Raw genomic sequence first — 17,432 nt, forward strand, 5'->3', positions numbered from 1 at the left:
GGATATTCACGCGCCATCATCTTTGCGTTGCAGGCACTTATGGATTCACATAACGTAGTTGTTTTCTCATCATGAAGGAGCCCTACCCGTGCTTTATGTAATTTTCTCACAGGACGTTGCTGATTCCCTCGAAAAACGCCTTTCCGTGCGCCCGGCTCATCTGGCACGTCTGCAATTGCTGCATGACGAAGGTCGTTTATTAACGGCAGGCCCTATGCCAGCCGTAGACAGTAACGATCCGGGTGCGGCGGGTTTTACCGGCTCAACCGTTATCGCAGAATTTGAATCTCTGGAAGCGGCGCAGTCCTGGGCCGACGCGGACCCGTACGTCGCGGCGGGTGTTTATCAGCACGTCATCGTTAAGCCGTTTAAAAAGGTTTTCTAAAAACGATAATTAACTTAAATAAACCAATATGTTACTAATATATAAATATTGATTTATTTAAAAAAGGACACATTGAAGTACACGTTATTTTTTGTGTCCTTTTTATTACTCACAAAATTGGGTACCGTCCTCACCCGCACGGTTAACAATCCACTTCGCGCCTCCAAAGTAATTCGCACCATCCCGATCCTGCTTTAGCCCTTTCGGCATTCTTCCATCTCCTATACTTTAAACCTGACCAATCGGAGGTGTTCATGTGTGGACGATTTACCCAGGTCCAAACGCGTGAAGAATGCCTGGCTTACCTTGCAGATGAAAGTACACATGATTTCTAGAACTCTCCTGCGTACACCTTCATTGAGCTCTGAAATGGCTTTATAGCGTCTTGATATTTCGACGGATGACTCATAAAGATACTCCATTGCCCGCTCGAGGCTGCTAATGCCAATTTTCGCCAGATAAAGATCAAAGCCGAATCCGCATTTCGCCCCGGACAGGCCAAGTCCAGCCATAACGTCAGTGCCGGTAAGACTTTCTGATGCAGTGGCGTTGCGTACGGAAAAGCAAAACGGGAAACATTATGCAATCAGCACATACCTAATATTCAAAATTTCTATTGCGGGATTTCAATGAATAAGCCAGTTACAATGCAATGTGCAAAAAAAGTATTATGCATAAATCAGAATTATGTCGTGAAAAAGGAGAGTCAAATGAGACATAGCCAGCAACATGCCCCCAGGGTATTCAGGCTGACTTCCTCAGTAGGCGATTGTGGAACGAACGATCCGAAAGAAGTTAAAATTGTCCAGCAGAAGGTTGTCGATGCCGGATATTCTGTAGCGACAGGAAGACATATTCAACCTGATGGGCGTTGTAACCTTGATACCGTCGAAGCAATACGCTGGTATCAACGATTGCTGAATTTATCACCATCAGGACTGATAAATGCTACTGATAACTGGTTTATGCAGGCACTGGAAGAAGCAACCACACCCCACTGGCGGCCCAAAAATATCAGTGGCCCTCTTCGGGTAAGCATCGGGCAGACAACGTTTGATGCTGAAGGCACAGATTATATCACCGCAGTGATACCATTCAGGCAGAATCCATATCCATATTTTTCCAGAATACTGCACTGGCCACCAGTTGGCGGGTCAGGTGTAACTCTGGGCAGAGGATACGATATGGGTAATCGCAGTGCGGGGGAAATTCTGGCGACGCTCAGGCTGGCGGGTATTGAGGAATATAAAGCCCAACTGTGTGCAAAAGCTGCCGGGCTTAAGAACCGAGAAGCAGATCAATTCGTAAAAGTGTATGGTCCGTTCGTAGGTGAAATTACACACCAGCAGCAAATACGATTATTCGAAATAGCATACCGTGAAAAAATTGAATATGGAAAAGGTGTTTACAACCGTCAGGTGCGGCGCTTGGGCATTACCAATGCTCTTAATTGGAACAGCTTAGATCAAGCCATCAGAGATACCTTTATTGACACGCTATATCAGGGTAACGCTACGGCGCAACAAATGGTTAAAATCATGGCCGAAGGTGGTAGCAGACAGAAAATCATCGATTATCTGCGCAACGACAGTAATCTTAGCAGCGATGTTAGAAGAACAAACATAAGAGTAAGGAACCTACAGTAATGAAAAAGCTCCTTGTTTTAGTTTCCCTGTTACTGGCATCTAATGCTTCGCTGGCTTCTGCTGATGATAGTATTACGTCGAATAAAGATGTAGATGCCTGCATCCAAAAATACGGTGAAAACAACAGCGAATGTCTGGAAGAAATCAGCGATAAAGCAGACGATTCACTTAACAAAGCTTACACCGCAAAGCTTAAAGAAATGGAAGGTTTTGATTACACCAAATGGTGGATGGGCGATGAAGATCGTAAAAAGCGTATGATCGATACTTTCAAGAAGAGCCAGAGCGAATGGTTAAAATACCGTGGCAATTACTGCAATGTAGCAACAACCGATGCACAAGGAACACACTTCCTGGGAGCAGCTTCTACGGGGTGCAATATAAACATGAATAACCGCCGTATTAGTGAAATAAAGATGATTAAAATGACAAGCCTGGAGTAAGTTAATTAGTTCGTTGTTACCACAATAATTTCCCCTTCCCCGGTCCGATTTTATAGGTGCCATTAACTTAAGCCGGGGAATCCCCTTAACGAAAGCCTCATCAGTTTAGCTGCGCCATAAGGTCCTTATGATGACGCGCAGGCTGTCAGTTGTTCAGGCTGTCACTGGTATTATGAACAGGTAATTTTAGAAAATCAAAGCAATTAAATTAAAGCATTGTCACTGGTTGCCCTTTGCGGTTTTTTAAACTCATGAGTTGCTCAACTGGTCCCTGAGTACATTCAATGCGATCATATTCCGTAGGCTTCATCCACGCCGATTGTGATGTCATTCCTTTTCCGTTAATTCGATGAAAATCCCAGGTACCGTTTGCATTTTGACGTAACTTATCCAATTTAATGCTTGCAGTTTTTGGTTTCACATTCTCATCGTTGGGTACAGGTTGGAAAGTGGCATAACCTTTACACTGAACGGGCATTTCACTCTTCGCGCATCCTACCAGCGATAACGTCACTAACAAGACAATATTCAGCCGCATACTATACATCCTTATTTTTTATTGGATTCCACCATCTCAATATAACCAGGGCCTCTCACTTGCTACACCATAGTCATTAAATATCTGCATCAACACAGTTCTTGGTATTCCTTTGGAGATACCCTGAAACAGCTTCTTGAATCGACACGGATGATCTGGACACTTCTGAGCCGTTAATAATATAGGTTTTCATATTCAGCCGGTGGCATCTGCTCGCTCGAACCATGCCGACGCTCACTGTTATAAGACATTTCGATGTGATCAAAAATATCGCTTCTGGCCTCGTCTCTCGTTCCGTAGATCTTCTTCTTTATCCGTTCACACTTCAGTAGCTGGAAAAAGCTTTCTGCAACCGCGTTGTCATGATGGTTACCGCGAAGACTCATACTGCCCTCCAGTCCGTGCGATTTCAGGAACGACTACCATTCATAGCTTGTGTACTGACTACCTTAAGTCATCTTAAATGACTCTGAGGTGTCTGTTAAGCCTGTGGCAATTCAGGCTGATTCGGGCATTCAAGCCATGAGAATCTGATTCTATCTCTACCGCTTCCCTTCTTTTCCCGAGTAATTTTTTTAGTCTGGTGTCGGTAAGCATCCTGTGTGTACCTGGCATTTTCTGGTACTCAAAAGTGTACACAAAATACGTTGCTCAAAGATACATACAATGTAACGATGATAAGCAAAAAGTTAGGTTTTTCAGTCGGAAGGACTGTTAAATCGGGGGTGTGGGGTAACGGTTCGTTTTAGGGTGAAACCAATCAACTCGGGCGGAATGACAATTTAAGAAAGTGTTCTGACTGTCAGAAATAACAAAGGGGTAAGCGTCATAATACCCCTTTGTATTATCCGTTTTTAATGGGTAATCGTTTTTGAGAACAAATTAATAATAACCACGCCGGCAATAATTAACCCCATCCCCAGCATCGCCGGAAAATCCAGTTTCTGTCCGTGAATAATCCAGCCCACTGTACCAATCAATACAATCCCTACCCCGGACCAGACGGCGTAAATCACTCCGGTAGGTATAGTGCGCATTGGGATGGTCAGACACCAGAATGCAATACAATAGCCAACAATACTGATGATGCTGGGCACCAGGCGGGTAAAACTATCGGAACTTTTAAGCGCAGTGGTCGCAATGACTTCACTGACAATCGCCAGGGCGAGAAAAATAATGGCTTCTTTATTCATGGTTATCCAAAGGCGAATTAACGTTTACTTAGCGCAAGGCGGGTTGCGAAAAGCAAAAACACAACGCCGGTTGTGCGATCCATCCAGCGTATAACAGCTTCTTTACGTAAAAATGATGACAGTGGGCGCGTCGCCGCGATTAACGTTGTTGACCATATGGTTCCCAGCACCACATGAATCATCACAAGGCCAAATGTCCAAATAATAAGCGGCTGCCCATGCGGAATAAACTGTGGCAAAAAAGAGACGTAGAAAATACCCATTTTCGGATTCAGTACATTGCCTAACATGCCACGAATAAACCAGTTCTGCTTTTTATCTTCACCCGCAACAGAGAAAACAGCGGTACGCGGGCGAATGAGCATATTCACGCCCAGCCAGCATAAATAGGCAGCGCCACAATATTTGAGAATAGAGTATGCCAGTTCCGACACCGCAACTAATGCCCCAAGGCCAAAGGCAACGGCAGCCCCCCAGATGAGACAACCGGTGTTAATGCCGAAGGCTGCTTTAAATGCCTGACTCCGTCCCTCCACCGCGGCAGTACGTAAAATTAGTGCGGTATCGAGACCCGGAGTGAGCGTCAGCAGTGTCGCCGCAAGGGTAAAAGCAATCAAACTATCAATAACAGTCATGCAGCATTCACCCTTTTTGAGTAAGAGATAAAAAACAATGGGCACCATAAAGGTGCCCAGAACCATCAGAACCCGTAAAAATCAAAAACTAACGCGTTGCGATGCCGATTAAGAATACACTTTCTTATCGCGTGGATACGCATATTGCGACGAGACTGCCCTTCCAACCAGCGCGCCTTGCGACGACTGGCCTGCCGGGACATACGCCAGCGCCCCACTTCCGTTCTACTACGCTTCATTTCTACGACTCTTTCCTAACAAAGAACCCCCATTATAAACCCTGGACGTCACCAGACCAGTCCTTTTCAGCGCCGTTTTTGTTTGCCAGATGAGTCCTTATGCGTAAACTCCTTATATCAGATTTTCAAAAGGATTTTTTTGTTATGACAACCTTCTACACGGTTGTGAGTTGGCTGATCTTTTTGGGCTACTGGCTGCTCATCGCTGGTGTGACGCTGCGTATTCTAATGAAGCGCCGTGCGGTCCCTTCTGCCATGGCATGGCTGCTGATTATTTATATTCTCCCTCTGGTGGGGATTATCGCTTATCTGTCCGTTGGGGAACTACATCTTGGTAAGCGCCGCGCCGAGCGCGCTCGTGCGATGTGGCCATCCACTGCCAAGTGGTTAAAAGACCTTAAGACGTATCACCATATTTTCGCGACTGAAAACAGCAGTGTCGCCACTTCTCTGTTCAAACTCTGCGAACGGCGTCAGGGCATTGCGGGGGTGAAAGGTAATCAGCTCCAGTTGCTCACCTCCTCAGATGACGTGATGCAGGCATTGATCCGCGACATTCAGCTAGCCCGCCATAACATCGAGATGGTGTTTTATATCTGGCAGCCAGGAGGAATGGCCGATCAGGTCGCCGAATCCTTGATGGCGGCGGCCCGCCGCGGTGTGCATTGCCGTTTAATGCTTGATTCAGCAGGCAGCGTGGCGTTTTTCCGCAGTCCGTGGGCCGGCATGCTGCGCAATTCAGGTATAGAAGTGGTCGAATCGTTAAAAGTTAATCTGATGCGTGTGTTTCTGCGTCGGATGGACTTGCGCCAGCACCGCAAGATGATTCTTATCGATAATTACATCGCCTATACCGGCAGTATGAACATGGTGGACCCTCGCTTCTTCAAACAGGATGCGGGCGTCGGTCAATGGGTCGATTTAATGGCAAGGATGGAAGGCCCGGTGTCTACCGCGATGGGGATCGTCTACTCCTGCGACTGGGAGATAGAAACCGGGAAACGCATCCTCCCACCGCCACCGGATGCCAATATCATGCCGTTTGAGCAGGCCAGCGGGCACACAATCCACACCATCGCCTCTGGTCCGGGATTCCCGGAAGACCTTATTCACCAGGCATTATTGACCGCGGTTTATGCCTCGCGCGAATACCTGATTATGACGACTCCCTATTTCGTCCCCAGCGATGACCTTCTGCATGCCATTTGTACCGCCGCGCAACGAGGCGTTGACGTCAGCATTATCCTGCCGCGTAAGAATGACTCGGTGCTGGTTGGCTGGGCCAGCCGGGCCTTTTTCACCGAACTGCTGGCTGCGGGGGTAAAAATTTATCAGTTTGAAGGCGGACTTCTGCATACGAAAAGCGTGCTGGTCGATGGCGAGTTAAGCCTGGTGGGAACAGTGAACCTTGATATGCGCAGTCTGTGGCTTAATTTTGAGATTACACTGGTTATCGACGATACCGGCTTTGGCAGCGATCTGGCGGCCGTGCAGGATGATTATATTTCGCGGTCTCGCTTGCTGGACGCACGTCTGTGGGTTAAACGTCCGTTCTGGCACCGGATTGCAGAACGACTGTTTTACTTCTTTAGCCCATTGCTGTAAAACGTGCCCAAATGATATTAAACAGGTAGTCATTATGGAAATGGATCTGAACAACCGCCTGAGCGAAGACGAAACGCTGGAGCAGGCTTACGATATTTTTCTCGAACTTGCGGCGGATAATCTCGACCCGGCAGATATCATTCTGTTCAATCTTCAGTTTGAAGAGCGTGGCGGTGCGGAATTGTTTGATCCCAGCGAAGACTGGCAAGAGCATGTTGATTACGATCTGAACCCGGACTTTTTCGCCGAGGTGGTGATTGGCCTCGCGGATAGCGACGGTGGCGAAATCAACGATGTCTTTGCCCGCGTACTTCTCTGTCGTGAGAAAGATCATAAGTTGTGCCACATTCTCTGGCGCGAGTAGTAAAAAGAAAAGGCTGACTTTCGTCAGCCTTTTTCATTTAGAGCGGGTCAACCTTCAGGCACGAGACCGCATGGCGGAAGCTACCTTCCAGCACCGGGCGCGTCTGCGCACATTCGGGTCCGGCAATCGGGCAACGCGTACGGAACACGCAGCCCGACGGCGGGTTGATTGGTGAAGGCAAATCCCCTTCCAGCAACTGAATCTGCTTGTTCTTTTCCAGATCCGGGTCCGGGATTGGCACAGCAGACATCAGCGCTTTGGTATAAGGGTGCTGCGGATTGTGGTACACCTCGTCATAGGTGCCCAACTCCACCGCGTGTCCCAAATACATGACCAGCACGCGATCGGAGATGTGCTTCACCACCGCGAGATCGTGGGCGATAAAGATCAGCGATAACCCCATTTCCCGCTGCAGTTTTTGCAGCAAGTTGACCACCTGTGCCTGGATTGACACGTCCAGTGCAGAAACCGGTTCGTCACAGATAATCAGCTTCGGTTCGAGGATCAGCGCACGGGCAATACCGATACGCTGACACTGGCCGCCGGAAAACTCATGCGGGTAGCGGTTAATCAGGTTTGGCAGCAGGCCCACTTTCATCATCATGGCTTTGACGCGGTCACGCACTTCCTGACGCGGCATTTTCGGATGATAAGTACGCAGCGGTTCCGCGATGATTTCACCAATGGTCATACGCGGGTTCAGCGATGCCAGCGGGTCCTGGAAAATCATCTGAATGTCACTGCGCACGTCGCGCCATTCATCAGGCTTCATCCCGAGCAAGTCTTTGCCCAGCCAGGCCACTTTGCCGTCAGTTGCTTTGACAAGCCCAATAATCGCGCGGGCAAAGGTCGACTTCCCGCAACCGGATTCGCCCACCACGCCGAGGGTTTCCCCTTCATACAGACGCAGCGTAACGCCGTCTACCGCTTTCAGTGTTTTGGATGGCTGCCAGAACCATTGCTTACCGTCTTTTATGTCGAAATGGACTTTCAGGTCAGCAATTTCCAGGAGTACTTTTCTTTCTTCTGTGACGGCATTCATACCAGTTCCTCCACCGGCTTAAAGCAGGCGCGCAAACGTCCTGGGGCAAACTCCTCCAGCGGCGGAGCACTGTTACAGATTTCCATCGCATGCGGGCAACGCGGCTGGAACGGACACCCTTTGGGCAACCGCAGCAGGTTCGGCGGGTTACCAGGGATGGTCAGCAACTCTTCACCTTCGGCGTCGAGGCGCGGTACCGCATTGAGCAGACCGATCGAATAGGGATGTGCCGGATGGTAGAACACATCGCGCGCCACGCCGTATTCCATAGTACGCCCGGCGTACATCACCAGCACTTTGTCACAGATGCCCGCTACCACGCCGAGATCGTGGGTGATCATGATAATGGCAGTGTTGAATTCACGTTTAAGCTCATTGAGCAACGTCATGATCTGCGCCTGTACGGTCACGTCCAGTGCGGTAGTCGGTTCGTCGGCAATGAGCAGTTTTGGCCGGCACATTAATGCCATAGCAATCATTACGCGCTGGCGCATCCCGCCGGAAAACTCATGCGGGTACATGCGCATACGCTTACGCGCTTCCGGCATTTTCACGGCGTCGAGCATTTTGACCGACTCTTCAAATGCTTCGGCCTTACCCATGCCTTTATGTAGCATCAGCACTTCCATTAACTGCTCACCGACCCGCATATACGGATTCAGTGAGGTCATCGGGTCCTGGAAGATCATGGAAATCTGCTCGGCACGCAATTTGTTCAGCGCATGCTCAGGCAAGTTCAGAATCTCTTTGCCATTGAATTTCGCCGAACCACCAATATGCCCGTTCGATGCCAGCAGGCCCATCAGTGCAAATGCGGTCTGAGATTTACCCGAACCCGATTCACCCACAATGCCGAGAGTCTCACCGGCACGCAGGCTAAAGTTCAGGTCGTTTACCGCCGTAACGTCACCGTCCGGGGTTTTAAACGTCACACGCAGATCGTTAACATCCAGAAGAATGCCCGAATGCTGCTGCGCCTGTGGCGCCAATGAGGTTTCATGCTTGCTCATAACAGCACTCCTTAACGATCTTTCGGGTCGAGAGCATCACGCAGCCCATCGCCGATAAAGTTGAAACAGAATAACGTCACCACCAGGAAGCCTGCCGGAAACAGCAGCAGCCACGGGGAAACTTCCATCGAGTTCGCGCCATCGCTGAGCAACGCGCCCCAACTGCTTAGCGGCTCTTGCGTTCCCAAGCCAAGGAAACTCAGGAACGATTCGAACAGAATCATGCTCGGCACCAACAGCGAGGCATACACCACCACGACACCCAGCACGTTGGGAACGATATGACGAATGACAATATTGCCCGTCGATACCCCACCGACCTGAGCCGCTTCAATAAACTCTTTGCGTTTCAGACTCAGCGTTTGACCACGGACGATACGCGCCATATCCAGCCAGGAAACCATACCGATAGCCACAAAAATGAGCAGGATGTTTTGCCCGAAGAAAGTCACCAGCAGGATAACGAAGAACATAAACGGGAATGAGTTGAGGATCTCAAGCAGACGCATCATCACAGAGTCCACTTTACCGCCGAGGTAACCGGACAGTGATCCGTAAAGTGTTCCCAGGATAACCGCAACCAGCGCGGCAGCAATACCGACCATAAGCGAAATACGCCCACCAATGGCTACGCGCACCAGGAGATCACGGCCGGATGAATCCGTCCCGAAATAGTGCCCGGAGGTTGTATCAGGCGCACTGGACATCATGCCCCAGTCCGTATCGAAATAGCTAAACTGCGATAGCATCGGCGCCAGGGCCACGAAAAGCGCGATAAAGAACAAGACGATAAGGCTGGCGACCGCTGCACGGTTGTGCATAAAGCGACGTCGTGCATCCTGCCACAGACTGCGACCTTCTACTTCCAGTTTTTCACTGAAGTTTTCCAGCGCCTCGCTGTTTTTTTTACTTAACATCATGGCGTACTCCAGTGTTAATAACGAATTTTCGGATCGATAACGGCATACAGCACATCGACAATCGCGTTAAATACAATAGTCAACGTCCCTACCAGTATGGTCAAACTTAATACCAGCGAGTAATCACGGTTCAATGCGCCATTCACAAACAACTGGCCAATACCGGGTAAACCGTAAATCGTTTCGATAACCATTGAGCCGGTGATAATACCGACGAAGGCGGGCCCCATATAGGAGAGCACGGGCAACAATGCGGGTTTCAGCGCATGGCGGAAAATAATGCGGCGCATCGGTAAGCCTTTCGCACGTGCGGTACGAATAAAGTTTGAATGTAGCACTTCAATCATCGAGCCACGCGTTATACGCGCAATACTGGCGATATAGGCCAGAGATAATGCGACCATCGGCAGGATCATGAATTTTGGCGCGCCGCCATTCCATCCCCCGGCGGGTAACCATTTAAGCGTGATGGCGAAAATCATCACCAGCAGCGGAGCGACAACGAAGCTCGGTATCACAACCCCGGTCATCGCCAGCCCCATCACGGAATAGTCCCATCTGGTATTTTGTTTCAGCGCGGCAATGACGCCCGCACTCACGCCAAAAATCACCGCCAGTAAAAACGCCGCAGCGCCTAATTTCGCAGAAACAGGGAAGCTGGCCGCGACCAGATCATTCACCGTGTAATCTTTGTATTTAAATGACGGCCCAAAATCACCGTGCGCGAGCTGTTTCAGATAGCTGGCGTACTGGGTCAGAATCGGATCGTTCAGATGATATTTCGCTTCGATATTCGCCATGACTTCTGGCGGCAGCGTACGCTCACCGGTAAAAGGACTACCCGGCGCAAGACGCATCATAAAGAATGAGATAGTAATAAGAATAAATAGCGTCGGAATCGCTTCCAGACAGCGACGTAGGATAAATTTCAACATTGCCCGTACCTTCTGGCCTGTGCCTTTGTAGTGCGATGAAATAAGACACTGTGGGACAGGATTACCCTGCCCCACTCATTGCCATTAATGCTTGATAATATACAAGTTTTTAACGTAGATATTATCCATCGGGTCTTTACCGGTATAACCACCCACCCACGGTTTCACCAGACGGGCGTTCACGTAGTAATACACCGGGACAATCGCAGAGTCTTTATCGAGCTGCTGTTCAGCCTTGGTGTAAAGCTCCGTACGTTGCGCTTCGTCGGTGACTTGCAGCGTGTCGGTAATCAGCTTATCAAAGGCCGGGCTCTTATAGTGCGCGGTGTTGTTGGAGCTGTCAGACAGCATGGTATTCAGGAAGGATGTCGGTTCGTTATAGTCCGCACACCAGCCTGCACGCGCCACGTCAAAGGTGCCCTGATGGCGGCTGTCGAGGAAGGTTTTCCACTCCTGGTTCTCCAGCTTGACGTCTACACCCAGGTTTTTCTTCCAGATAGAAGCAACCGCGATAGCCAGTTTTTTATGCAGGTCAGAGGTGTTGTACAGCAGGTTGAAAGTCAGCGGTTTGTCAGCCGTGTAGCCTGCTTCAGCCAGCAGTTTTTTCGCTTCTGCGTTACGTTTGTCTTGTGACCATTTGAACCATTCCGGCTCAACCAGTTTCGCACCGTCAGTGTATGGCGGGGTGTAGCTGTAGGCTGGCAAATCGCCCTGGTTCTTCACTTTATTGACGATGATGTCACGATCCAGAGCCAGTTTCAGCGCTGTACGAACACGAACGTCAGTAAAAGGCGCTTTCTGGTTATTGATTTCGTAATAATAAGTACACAGGTACGGGTCGACGTGGACTTCTTTTGGAATTTCTTGTTTCAGTTTCTGGAACAGTTCAATCGGCATGTTGTTATAGGTCATGTCGATTTCACCGCTGCGGTAGCGGTTAACGTCTGTCACTTCTGAGGAAATAGGCAGGTAAGTTACCTGGTTAATTACCGTTTTCGCGTTATCCCAGTAATTGGTATTACGCTCAAGCACGATACGTTCGTTGACAACCCAATCTTTCAGTTTGTACGCACCGTTAGTCACGATATTCGCGGGCTGCGTCCATTTATCACCGAATTTCTCGACAACGGCTTTAGGAACGGGCGACACAGAGGCGTGTACCAGTAGTTTGTAGAAATAAGGAACCGGTTCGCTCAGCGTGACTTCGAAGGTATTATCATCAAGCGCTTTTACGCCCAGGTCTGAGGTCGGTTTTTTACCGGCAATGATGTCATCGATATTCGCAATGTGACCATACTGCAGGTAGCTGGCGTAAGGGGATGCAGTTTTTGGATCTGCCAGACGCTGCCAGCTATAAACGAAGTCGTGTGCCGTAACCGGCGAACCGTCGGACCATTTCGCGTCTTTACGCAGATGGAAGGTCCAGACTTTGAAATCTTTGTTTTCCCACTTTTCAGCGACGCCAGCACTTGGATGGCCTTCAACATCTGTGACTAACAGGCCTTCAAACAGATCGCGGCTGATGTTTGATTCCGGCACGCCTTCAATTTTATGCGGATCAAGAGACTGTACTTCCGAACCGTTATTACGAACCAGCGTTTGCTTCTCTGCCAGTTGAACGCCAGCAGGAACATCCGCCGCCATGGCTACGTTACCTGCAATTAGCGCGGAGAGAACGCCCGCCGCTACGAGACTTTTTTTTGTGATGATGGACATTGTGTTGATACTCCACTCATTATAATTACTGACATTAATGCCAGCCTGTTTTGTCCCCTAAAGGGGGCCTGTACAGCGCAGGAGCTTTTGGCTGCTGTCAGGCATCGTTTTACTGCTTGCTATCACCGACTTTATTTCTTACGAGCCGCTCGGATGGCGCCCTTACGTCGATTTTGTTACACGTCTCCCCTGTCGAGACGCCTGTTTCTCTTGCATTTGCAGGATGAGATTTGTATTTGAAAATAATTCTCATCTGCGTAGATTCTTAAGATAAATACAGGGCCGGAAAGTACCAAATGGCCCATTACGTCGCCAATACAATTTGCAAATTTGTTAACTAATTCTCTTTTATTCGGCTTTACAACCGTGTTGCAAGAGCGCGCAACCATGCTTAAATAAAAAATTAGTATTTTAAATCATACAGATAGACAGCAATTCATCGGTGTTGTTACATTCGCAATACGATTGCGCGTTTTTTGCACAAAAAATCAACATTCGATTATTATCTAGCACATTTGTCTGTCTGAGCGACGAAATTACTAATATCATTTCAATTATCTGACAGCAAGCCCCAGAGTATCGTGTGAGGGAAATAACAGTGTTGTTGGATTAATTTCTCGCCATCTGGCAATGTAACGAAATGTAATGCACTGAAATAAAAGCACTTATTTAAATCATGTTGATTTATTATATTTATGGTTTTTTCTGACTTTAGTTATATGATTTGCTGATAATGCTGCGTTTCGAACGCCCTGCGCAGCATTATTTCACCAGGCAGCAATCAGTGTAGTAAACCCGGGAATATCCCTTTAACGCCTGCAACGATGAATTCAATACCGAGTGCCATCAGCAATAAACCCATGATACGGGTAATCACGTTAATCCCGGTTTGCCCAAGCAGGCGCACCAGCCAGGGAGCGATGCGGAACACGCCCCAGGAACAAAAAGCAAAAAGAGCTATTGCCACTGAAAATCCCGCGAGGTACTCCACGCTGTGGTAGCGCGTGCCCCAGACAATAGTCGAGCTGATGGCCCCCGGCCCTGCCATTAAAGGTAAAGCCAGCGGCACAACGCCGATACTCTCTCTGATCGCCGTTTCTGATTTCTCTTGCTTGTTTTGTTTGTCCTCACCCAGTTTGCCGCTGATCATCGACATCGCTATGGTGACTACCAGGATCCCCCCGGCTATACGAAACGAGTCAATCGAAATACCAAATAACTGAAGAATCCCGTCTCCCAGAAAAAGCGACGTCCAGAGAATAATGGCAACGGAAAGGTTCGCGGTGAGATTAGTTTTGTTCCTCGCCCCAGCCGTTTGATAGCTGGTCATACTAATAAAGACAGGAATAATTCCAATAGGATTGACCAGCGCGAACAGGCCGATAAAAAACTTAGACCAGGTAGGAAAGTCAAACAGTGTTTGAGTCACAGAGTGCTCCGCAGCATTGCAAGGCAAAGAAGAAAGTATAGAAACAATAAGACCCTGCTAAATATACGATTATTTGCAGCACAACTCACCATAAATCCTGTCATCTTCCTTACATCCCGGCATGTTATGCATTTGTACTAATTATGATAATGTTAGTTGGCGCCGCCCTTTTATCATTAACATTTGATACAAATGCCCAAAAACAGCCTGCTGAAAGGTGTCAGCTTTGCTGTAACTTGATTTAGATCACGTAATCGGTACTCAGAAGTGAGTACTCTTGGAGACGTCGTCAGGGAGTAGAACCATCAGTTTGAATGATGTTTCGTTGAGGCTCTTTCAGTAAATCAGTTAGGTTGGGCAAGGCGTTAACTACTTGTTTTTCTGTAATTTACGCAACCTGCACCCGGTCTGTCTATACTGTCGTTTCGGACAGCTGGTTTACTAAAAGAGTTTAACATTATCAGGAGAGCATTATGGCTGTTACTAATGTCGCTGAACTTAACGCACTCGTTGAACGCGTGAAGAAAGCCCAGCGTGAATATGCCAACTTTACTCAAGAGCAAGTTGACAAGATCTTCCGCGCCGCCGCCCTGGCTGCCGCTGATGCCCGTATCCCTCTCGCTAAAATGGCCGTTGCCGAATCCGGCATGGGTATCGTCGAAGATAAAGTGATCAAAAACCACTTTGCTTCTGAATATATCTACAACGCTTATAAAGATGAGAAGACCTGCGGTGTCCTTGAGGAAGATGACACTTTTGGTACCATCACCATCGCTGAACCTATCGGTATCATCTGCGGTATCGTTCCAACAACTAACCCAACTTCTACGGCAATCTTCAAGTCGCTGATCAGCCTGAAGACTCGTAACGCAATCATTTTCTCTCCACATCCGCGCGCTAAAGATGCAACAAACAAAGCGGCTGATATCGTTCTGCAGGCGGCTATCGCTGCCGGCGCGCCAAAAGATCTGATTGGCTGGATTGACCAACCTTCTGTTGAACTGTCTAACGCATTAATGCATCACCCTGACATCAACCTGATCCTCGCAACTGGCGGCCCGGGCATGGTGAAAGCAGCATACAGCTCCGGTAAACCGGCTATCGGCGTAGGCGCAGGCAACACACCTGTTGTTATCGACGAAACCGCTGATATCAAACGTGCTGTCGCTTCTGTGCTGATGTCTAAAACCTTCGACAACGGTGTTATCTGTGCTTCCGAACAGTCAGTAGTGGTTGTTGATTCTGTTTACGACGCTGTTCGCGAACGTTTTGCTACCCACGGCGGCTACCTGCTGCAGGGTAAAGAGTTGAAAGCCGTTCAGGACATTATCCTGAAAAATGGCGCGCTGAATGCCGCCATCGTTGGCCAACCGGCATACAAAATTGCTGAACTGGCGGGCTTCACGGTTCCTGCAACGACCAAAATTTTGATCGGTGAAGTGACTGTTGTTGACGAAAGCGAGCCGTTCGCTCACGAAAAACTGTCTCCGACTCTGGCAATGTACCGTGCGAAAGATTTCGACGATGCGGTAGTAAAAGCAGAGAAACTGGTTGCCATGGGCGGTATCGGTCACACCTCTTGCCTGTACACTGACCAGGATAACCAGCCGGCTCGCGTGCAGAAATTCGGCGCGGAAATGAAAACCGCACGTATCCTGATCAACACCCCGGCTTCTCAGGGTGGTATCGGTGACCTTTATAACTTCAAACTCGCACCTTCCCTGACTCTGGGTTGTGGTTCCTGGGGTGGTAACTCCATCTCTGAAAACGTTGGTCCGAAACACCTGATCAACAAGAAAACCGTTGCTAAGCGAGCTGAAAACATGTTGTGGCATAAACTTCCGAAATCTATCTACTTCCGCCGTGGCTCTCTGCCAATCGCGCTGGATGAAGTGATTACTGATGGTCACAAACGCGCGCTGATCGTGACTGACCGCTTCCTGTTCAACAACGGTTATGCAGACCAGATCACCTCTGTGCTGAAAGCGGCTGGCGTAGAAACAGAAGTCTTCTTCGAAGTTGAAGCTGACCCGACGCTGACTATCGTACGTAAAGGCGCAGAGCTGGCGAACTCCTTCAAACCTGACGTGATCATCGCGCTGGGTGGTGGTTCCCCGATGGATGCGGCGAAAATCATGTGGGTCATGTACGAACATCCGGAAACTCACTTCGAAGAACTGGCGCTGCGCTTTATGGATATCCGTAAACGTATCTACAAGTTCCCGAAAATGGGTGTGAAAGCGAAAATGGTTGCTATCACCACCACTTCCGGTACCGGTTCAGAAGTGACGCCGTTCGCAGTTGTAACTGACGATGCCACTGGTCAGAAATATCCGCTGGCAGACTATGCTCTGACCCCGGATATGGCAGTTGTTGACGCAAACCTGGTCATGGACATGCCAAAATCACTGTGTGCATTCGGTGGTCTGGATGCAGTAACCCACGCACTGGAAGCTTACGTTTCTGTACTGGCGTCTGAGTTCTCCGATGGTCAGGCTCTGCAGGCTCTGAAACTGCTGAAAGAAAACCTGCCAGCGTCTTACCATGAAGGTTCTAAAAACCCGATTGCACGTGAGCGTGTACACAGTGCTGCTACCATCGCGGGTATCGCGTTTGCGAACGCCTTCCTGGGTGTGTGTCACTCCATGGCGCATAAACTGGGTTCACAGTTCCATATTCCGCACGGTCTGGCGAACGCCCTGTTGATCTCCAACGTTATCCGCTATAACGCGAATGACAACCCGACTAAACAGACTGCATTCAGCCAGTACGACCGTCCGCAGGCTCGTCGTCGTTACGCAGAAATCGCTGATCATCTGGGTCTGACTTCTGTTGGTGACCGTACTGCTGCGAAAATTGAGAAACTGCTGGCATGGCTGGAAACCATCAAAGCTGAACTGGGCATTCCTAAGTCAATCCGTGAAGCAGGCGTTCAGGAAGCTGACTTCCTTGCTCACGTTGACAAACTGTCCGAAGATGCGTTCGATGACCAGTGTACCGGTGCTAACCCACGTTACCCGCTGATCTCTGAGCTGAAACAAATCCTGCTGGATACCTACTACGGACGTGAGTTCAAAGAAGGCGCGCCATCAGAAGTGAAAGCCGAAGCAGTAAAAGCGGATAAAGCAGACAAAAAAGCGAAGAAAACCGCTTAATTGTCCTGGCTACGATAACCTGCCTGATGGGTAACACCTGTCAGTTAAGCAAGATGACCGGTTGAACTTTCCGGCAGGTAAACGACAAAGGCTCTATCAATTCTTTGATGGGGCTTTTTTATATTTTCAACATACCTTGATGTAATCTCTAACCGCGCTAAATCCGCCTCATTCTTC

The 17,432-nt window shown here is 48.9% G+C and carries 17 protein-coding genes and 1 pseudogene; 6 read left to right on the forward strand and 12 right to left on the reverse strand.

What is annotated here, in order from left to right; all coding sequences use genetic code 11:
• Nucleotides 1-88 precede the first annotated feature (88 nt).
• Nucleotides 89-385 carry a YciI family protein gene (locus C5523_RS14455; RefSeq protein WP_039076911.1) on the forward strand — a complete coding sequence of 99 codons (297 nt, stop codon included), beginning with the start codon at nt 89-91 and terminating at the stop codon, nt 383-385.
• A 221-nt stretch (nt 386-606) separates the two neighbouring features.
• Here C5523_RS14455 and C5523_RS14460 read toward each other — a convergent pair whose 3' ends face one another.
• Complete coding sequence (locus tag C5523_RS14460; RefSeq protein WP_108701383.1) at nt 607-897, reverse strand: antitermination protein; 291 nt, start codon at nt 895-897, stop codon at nt 607-609.
• A 198-nt stretch (nt 898-1,095) separates the two neighbouring features.
• On the opposite strand from C5523_RS14460, the gene C5523_RS14465 reads away from it, so the two are divergent.
• Entirely contained in the window at nt 1,096-2,031 is a 936-nt protein-coding gene (locus C5523_RS14465) for a hypothetical protein (RefSeq protein WP_108701384.1), read from the forward strand.
• On the forward strand, nt 2,031-2,474 hold the full coding sequence (locus tag C5523_RS14470) for a lysozyme inhibitor LprI family protein (protein ID WP_108701385.1): 444 nt from the start codon (nt 2,031-2,033) through the stop codon (nt 2,472-2,474). Before C5523_RS14465 ends, C5523_RS14470 begins: the two co-directional genes overlap by 1 nt.
• A gap of 208 nt (nt 2,475-2,682) precedes the next feature.
• Here C5523_RS14470 and C5523_RS14475 read toward each other — a convergent pair whose 3' ends face one another.
• The 5 genes and pseudogenes from C5523_RS14475 to C5523_RS27260 form a co-directional block, all read right to left on the reverse strand.
• Nucleotides 2,683-3,012, reverse strand: a complete 330-nt coding sequence (locus tag C5523_RS14475; RefSeq protein WP_108701386.1) for a hypothetical protein — start codon at nt 3,010-3,012, stop codon at nt 2,683-2,685.
• 173 nt (nt 3,013-3,185) lie between these two features.
• Nucleotides 3,186-3,461: pseudogene (locus C5523_RS14480) on the reverse strand (IS3 family transposase); the annotation flags it as partial.
• A gap of 405 nt (nt 3,462-3,866) precedes the next feature.
• Nucleotides 3,867-4,205, reverse strand: coding sequence for a multidrug efflux SMR transporter (locus tag C5523_RS14485; protein ID WP_039076910.1), 339 nt, complete (start codon nt 4,203-4,205; stop codon nt 3,867-3,869).
• A gap of 17 nt (nt 4,206-4,222) precedes the next feature.
• Nucleotides 4,223-4,840: a LysE family translocator gene (locus tag C5523_RS14490; RefSeq protein WP_039076986.1), complete on the reverse strand. Its 618-nt coding sequence runs from the start codon at nt 4,838-4,840 to the stop codon at nt 4,223-4,225.
• 65 nt (nt 4,841-4,905) lie between these two features.
• On the reverse strand, nt 4,906-5,079 hold the full coding sequence (locus C5523_RS27260; RefSeq protein WP_125124753.1) for a YciY family protein: 174 nt from the start codon (nt 5,077-5,079) through the stop codon (nt 4,906-4,908).
• A 144-nt stretch (nt 5,080-5,223) separates the two neighbouring features.
• Between C5523_RS27260 and cls the strand changes: the two genes are divergently transcribed.
• Nucleotides 5,224-6,684, forward strand: coding sequence for a cardiolipin synthase (cls, locus tag C5523_RS14495; RefSeq protein WP_039076985.1), 1,461 nt, complete (start codon nt 5,224-5,226; stop codon nt 6,682-6,684).
• Nucleotides 6,685-6,718: 34 nt separating this feature from the next.
• Nucleotides 6,719-7,048: an HI1450 family dsDNA-mimic protein gene (locus C5523_RS14500; RefSeq protein ID WP_039076909.1), complete on the forward strand. Its 330-nt coding sequence runs from the start codon at nt 6,719-6,721 to the stop codon at nt 7,046-7,048.
• 37 nt (nt 7,049-7,085) lie between these two features.
• On the opposite strand, the gene oppF is transcribed toward C5523_RS14500, so the two are convergent.
• The 6 genes from oppF to C5523_RS14530 form a co-directional block, all read right to left on the reverse strand.
• A complete protein-coding gene (gene oppF, locus C5523_RS14505; RefSeq protein ID WP_039079158.1) occupies nt 7,086-8,090 on the reverse strand; it encodes a murein tripeptide/oligopeptide ABC transporter ATP-binding protein OppF in 1,005 nt (334 codons plus the stop codon).
• On the reverse strand, nt 8,087-9,100 hold the full coding sequence (locus C5523_RS14510) for an ABC transporter ATP-binding protein (protein WP_039079159.1): 1,014 nt from the start codon (nt 9,098-9,100) through the stop codon (nt 8,087-8,089). Before C5523_RS14510 ends, oppF begins: the two co-directional genes overlap by 4 nt.
• A gap of 11 nt (nt 9,101-9,111) precedes the next feature.
• Nucleotides 9,112-10,020 (reverse strand): oligopeptide ABC transporter permease OppC, encoded by a 909-nt coding sequence (gene oppC / locus C5523_RS14515; RefSeq protein WP_108701387.1) that lies wholly within the window; start codon nt 10,018-10,020, stop codon nt 9,112-9,114.
• Between the two features lie 14 nt (nt 10,021-10,034).
• Nucleotides 10,035-10,955: an oligopeptide ABC transporter permease OppB gene (gene oppB / locus C5523_RS14520; protein WP_039079161.1), complete on the reverse strand. Its 921-nt coding sequence runs from the start codon at nt 10,953-10,955 to the stop codon at nt 10,035-10,037.
• Nucleotides 10,956-11,039: 84 nt separating this feature from the next.
• A complete protein-coding gene (gene oppA / locus C5523_RS14525) occupies nt 11,040-12,671 on the reverse strand; it encodes an oligopeptide ABC transporter substrate-binding protein OppA (protein WP_039079162.1) in 1,632 nt (543 codons plus the stop codon).
• Between the two features lie 781 nt (nt 12,672-13,452).
• Nucleotides 13,453-14,100, reverse strand: a complete 648-nt coding sequence (locus C5523_RS14530; protein WP_039079163.1) for a YchE family NAAT transporter — start codon at nt 14,098-14,100, stop codon at nt 13,453-13,455.
• Between the two features lie 473 nt (nt 14,101-14,573).
• Between C5523_RS14530 and adhE the strand changes: the two genes are divergently transcribed.
• The gene (adhE, locus tag C5523_RS14535; RefSeq protein WP_071194070.1) at nt 14,574-17,255 is read left to right on the forward strand and encodes a bifunctional acetaldehyde-CoA/alcohol dehydrogenase; all 2,682 of its coding nucleotides are present in this window, start codon (nt 14,574-14,576) and stop codon (nt 17,253-17,255) included.
• Nucleotides 17,256-17,432: the final 177 nt, after the last annotated feature.

It is taken from the genome of Phytobacter sp. SCO41 (assembly GCF_003073275.1).
Classification (GTDB): domain Bacteria; phylum Pseudomonadota; class Gammaproteobacteria; order Enterobacterales; family Enterobacteriaceae; genus Phytobacter; species Phytobacter diazotrophicus.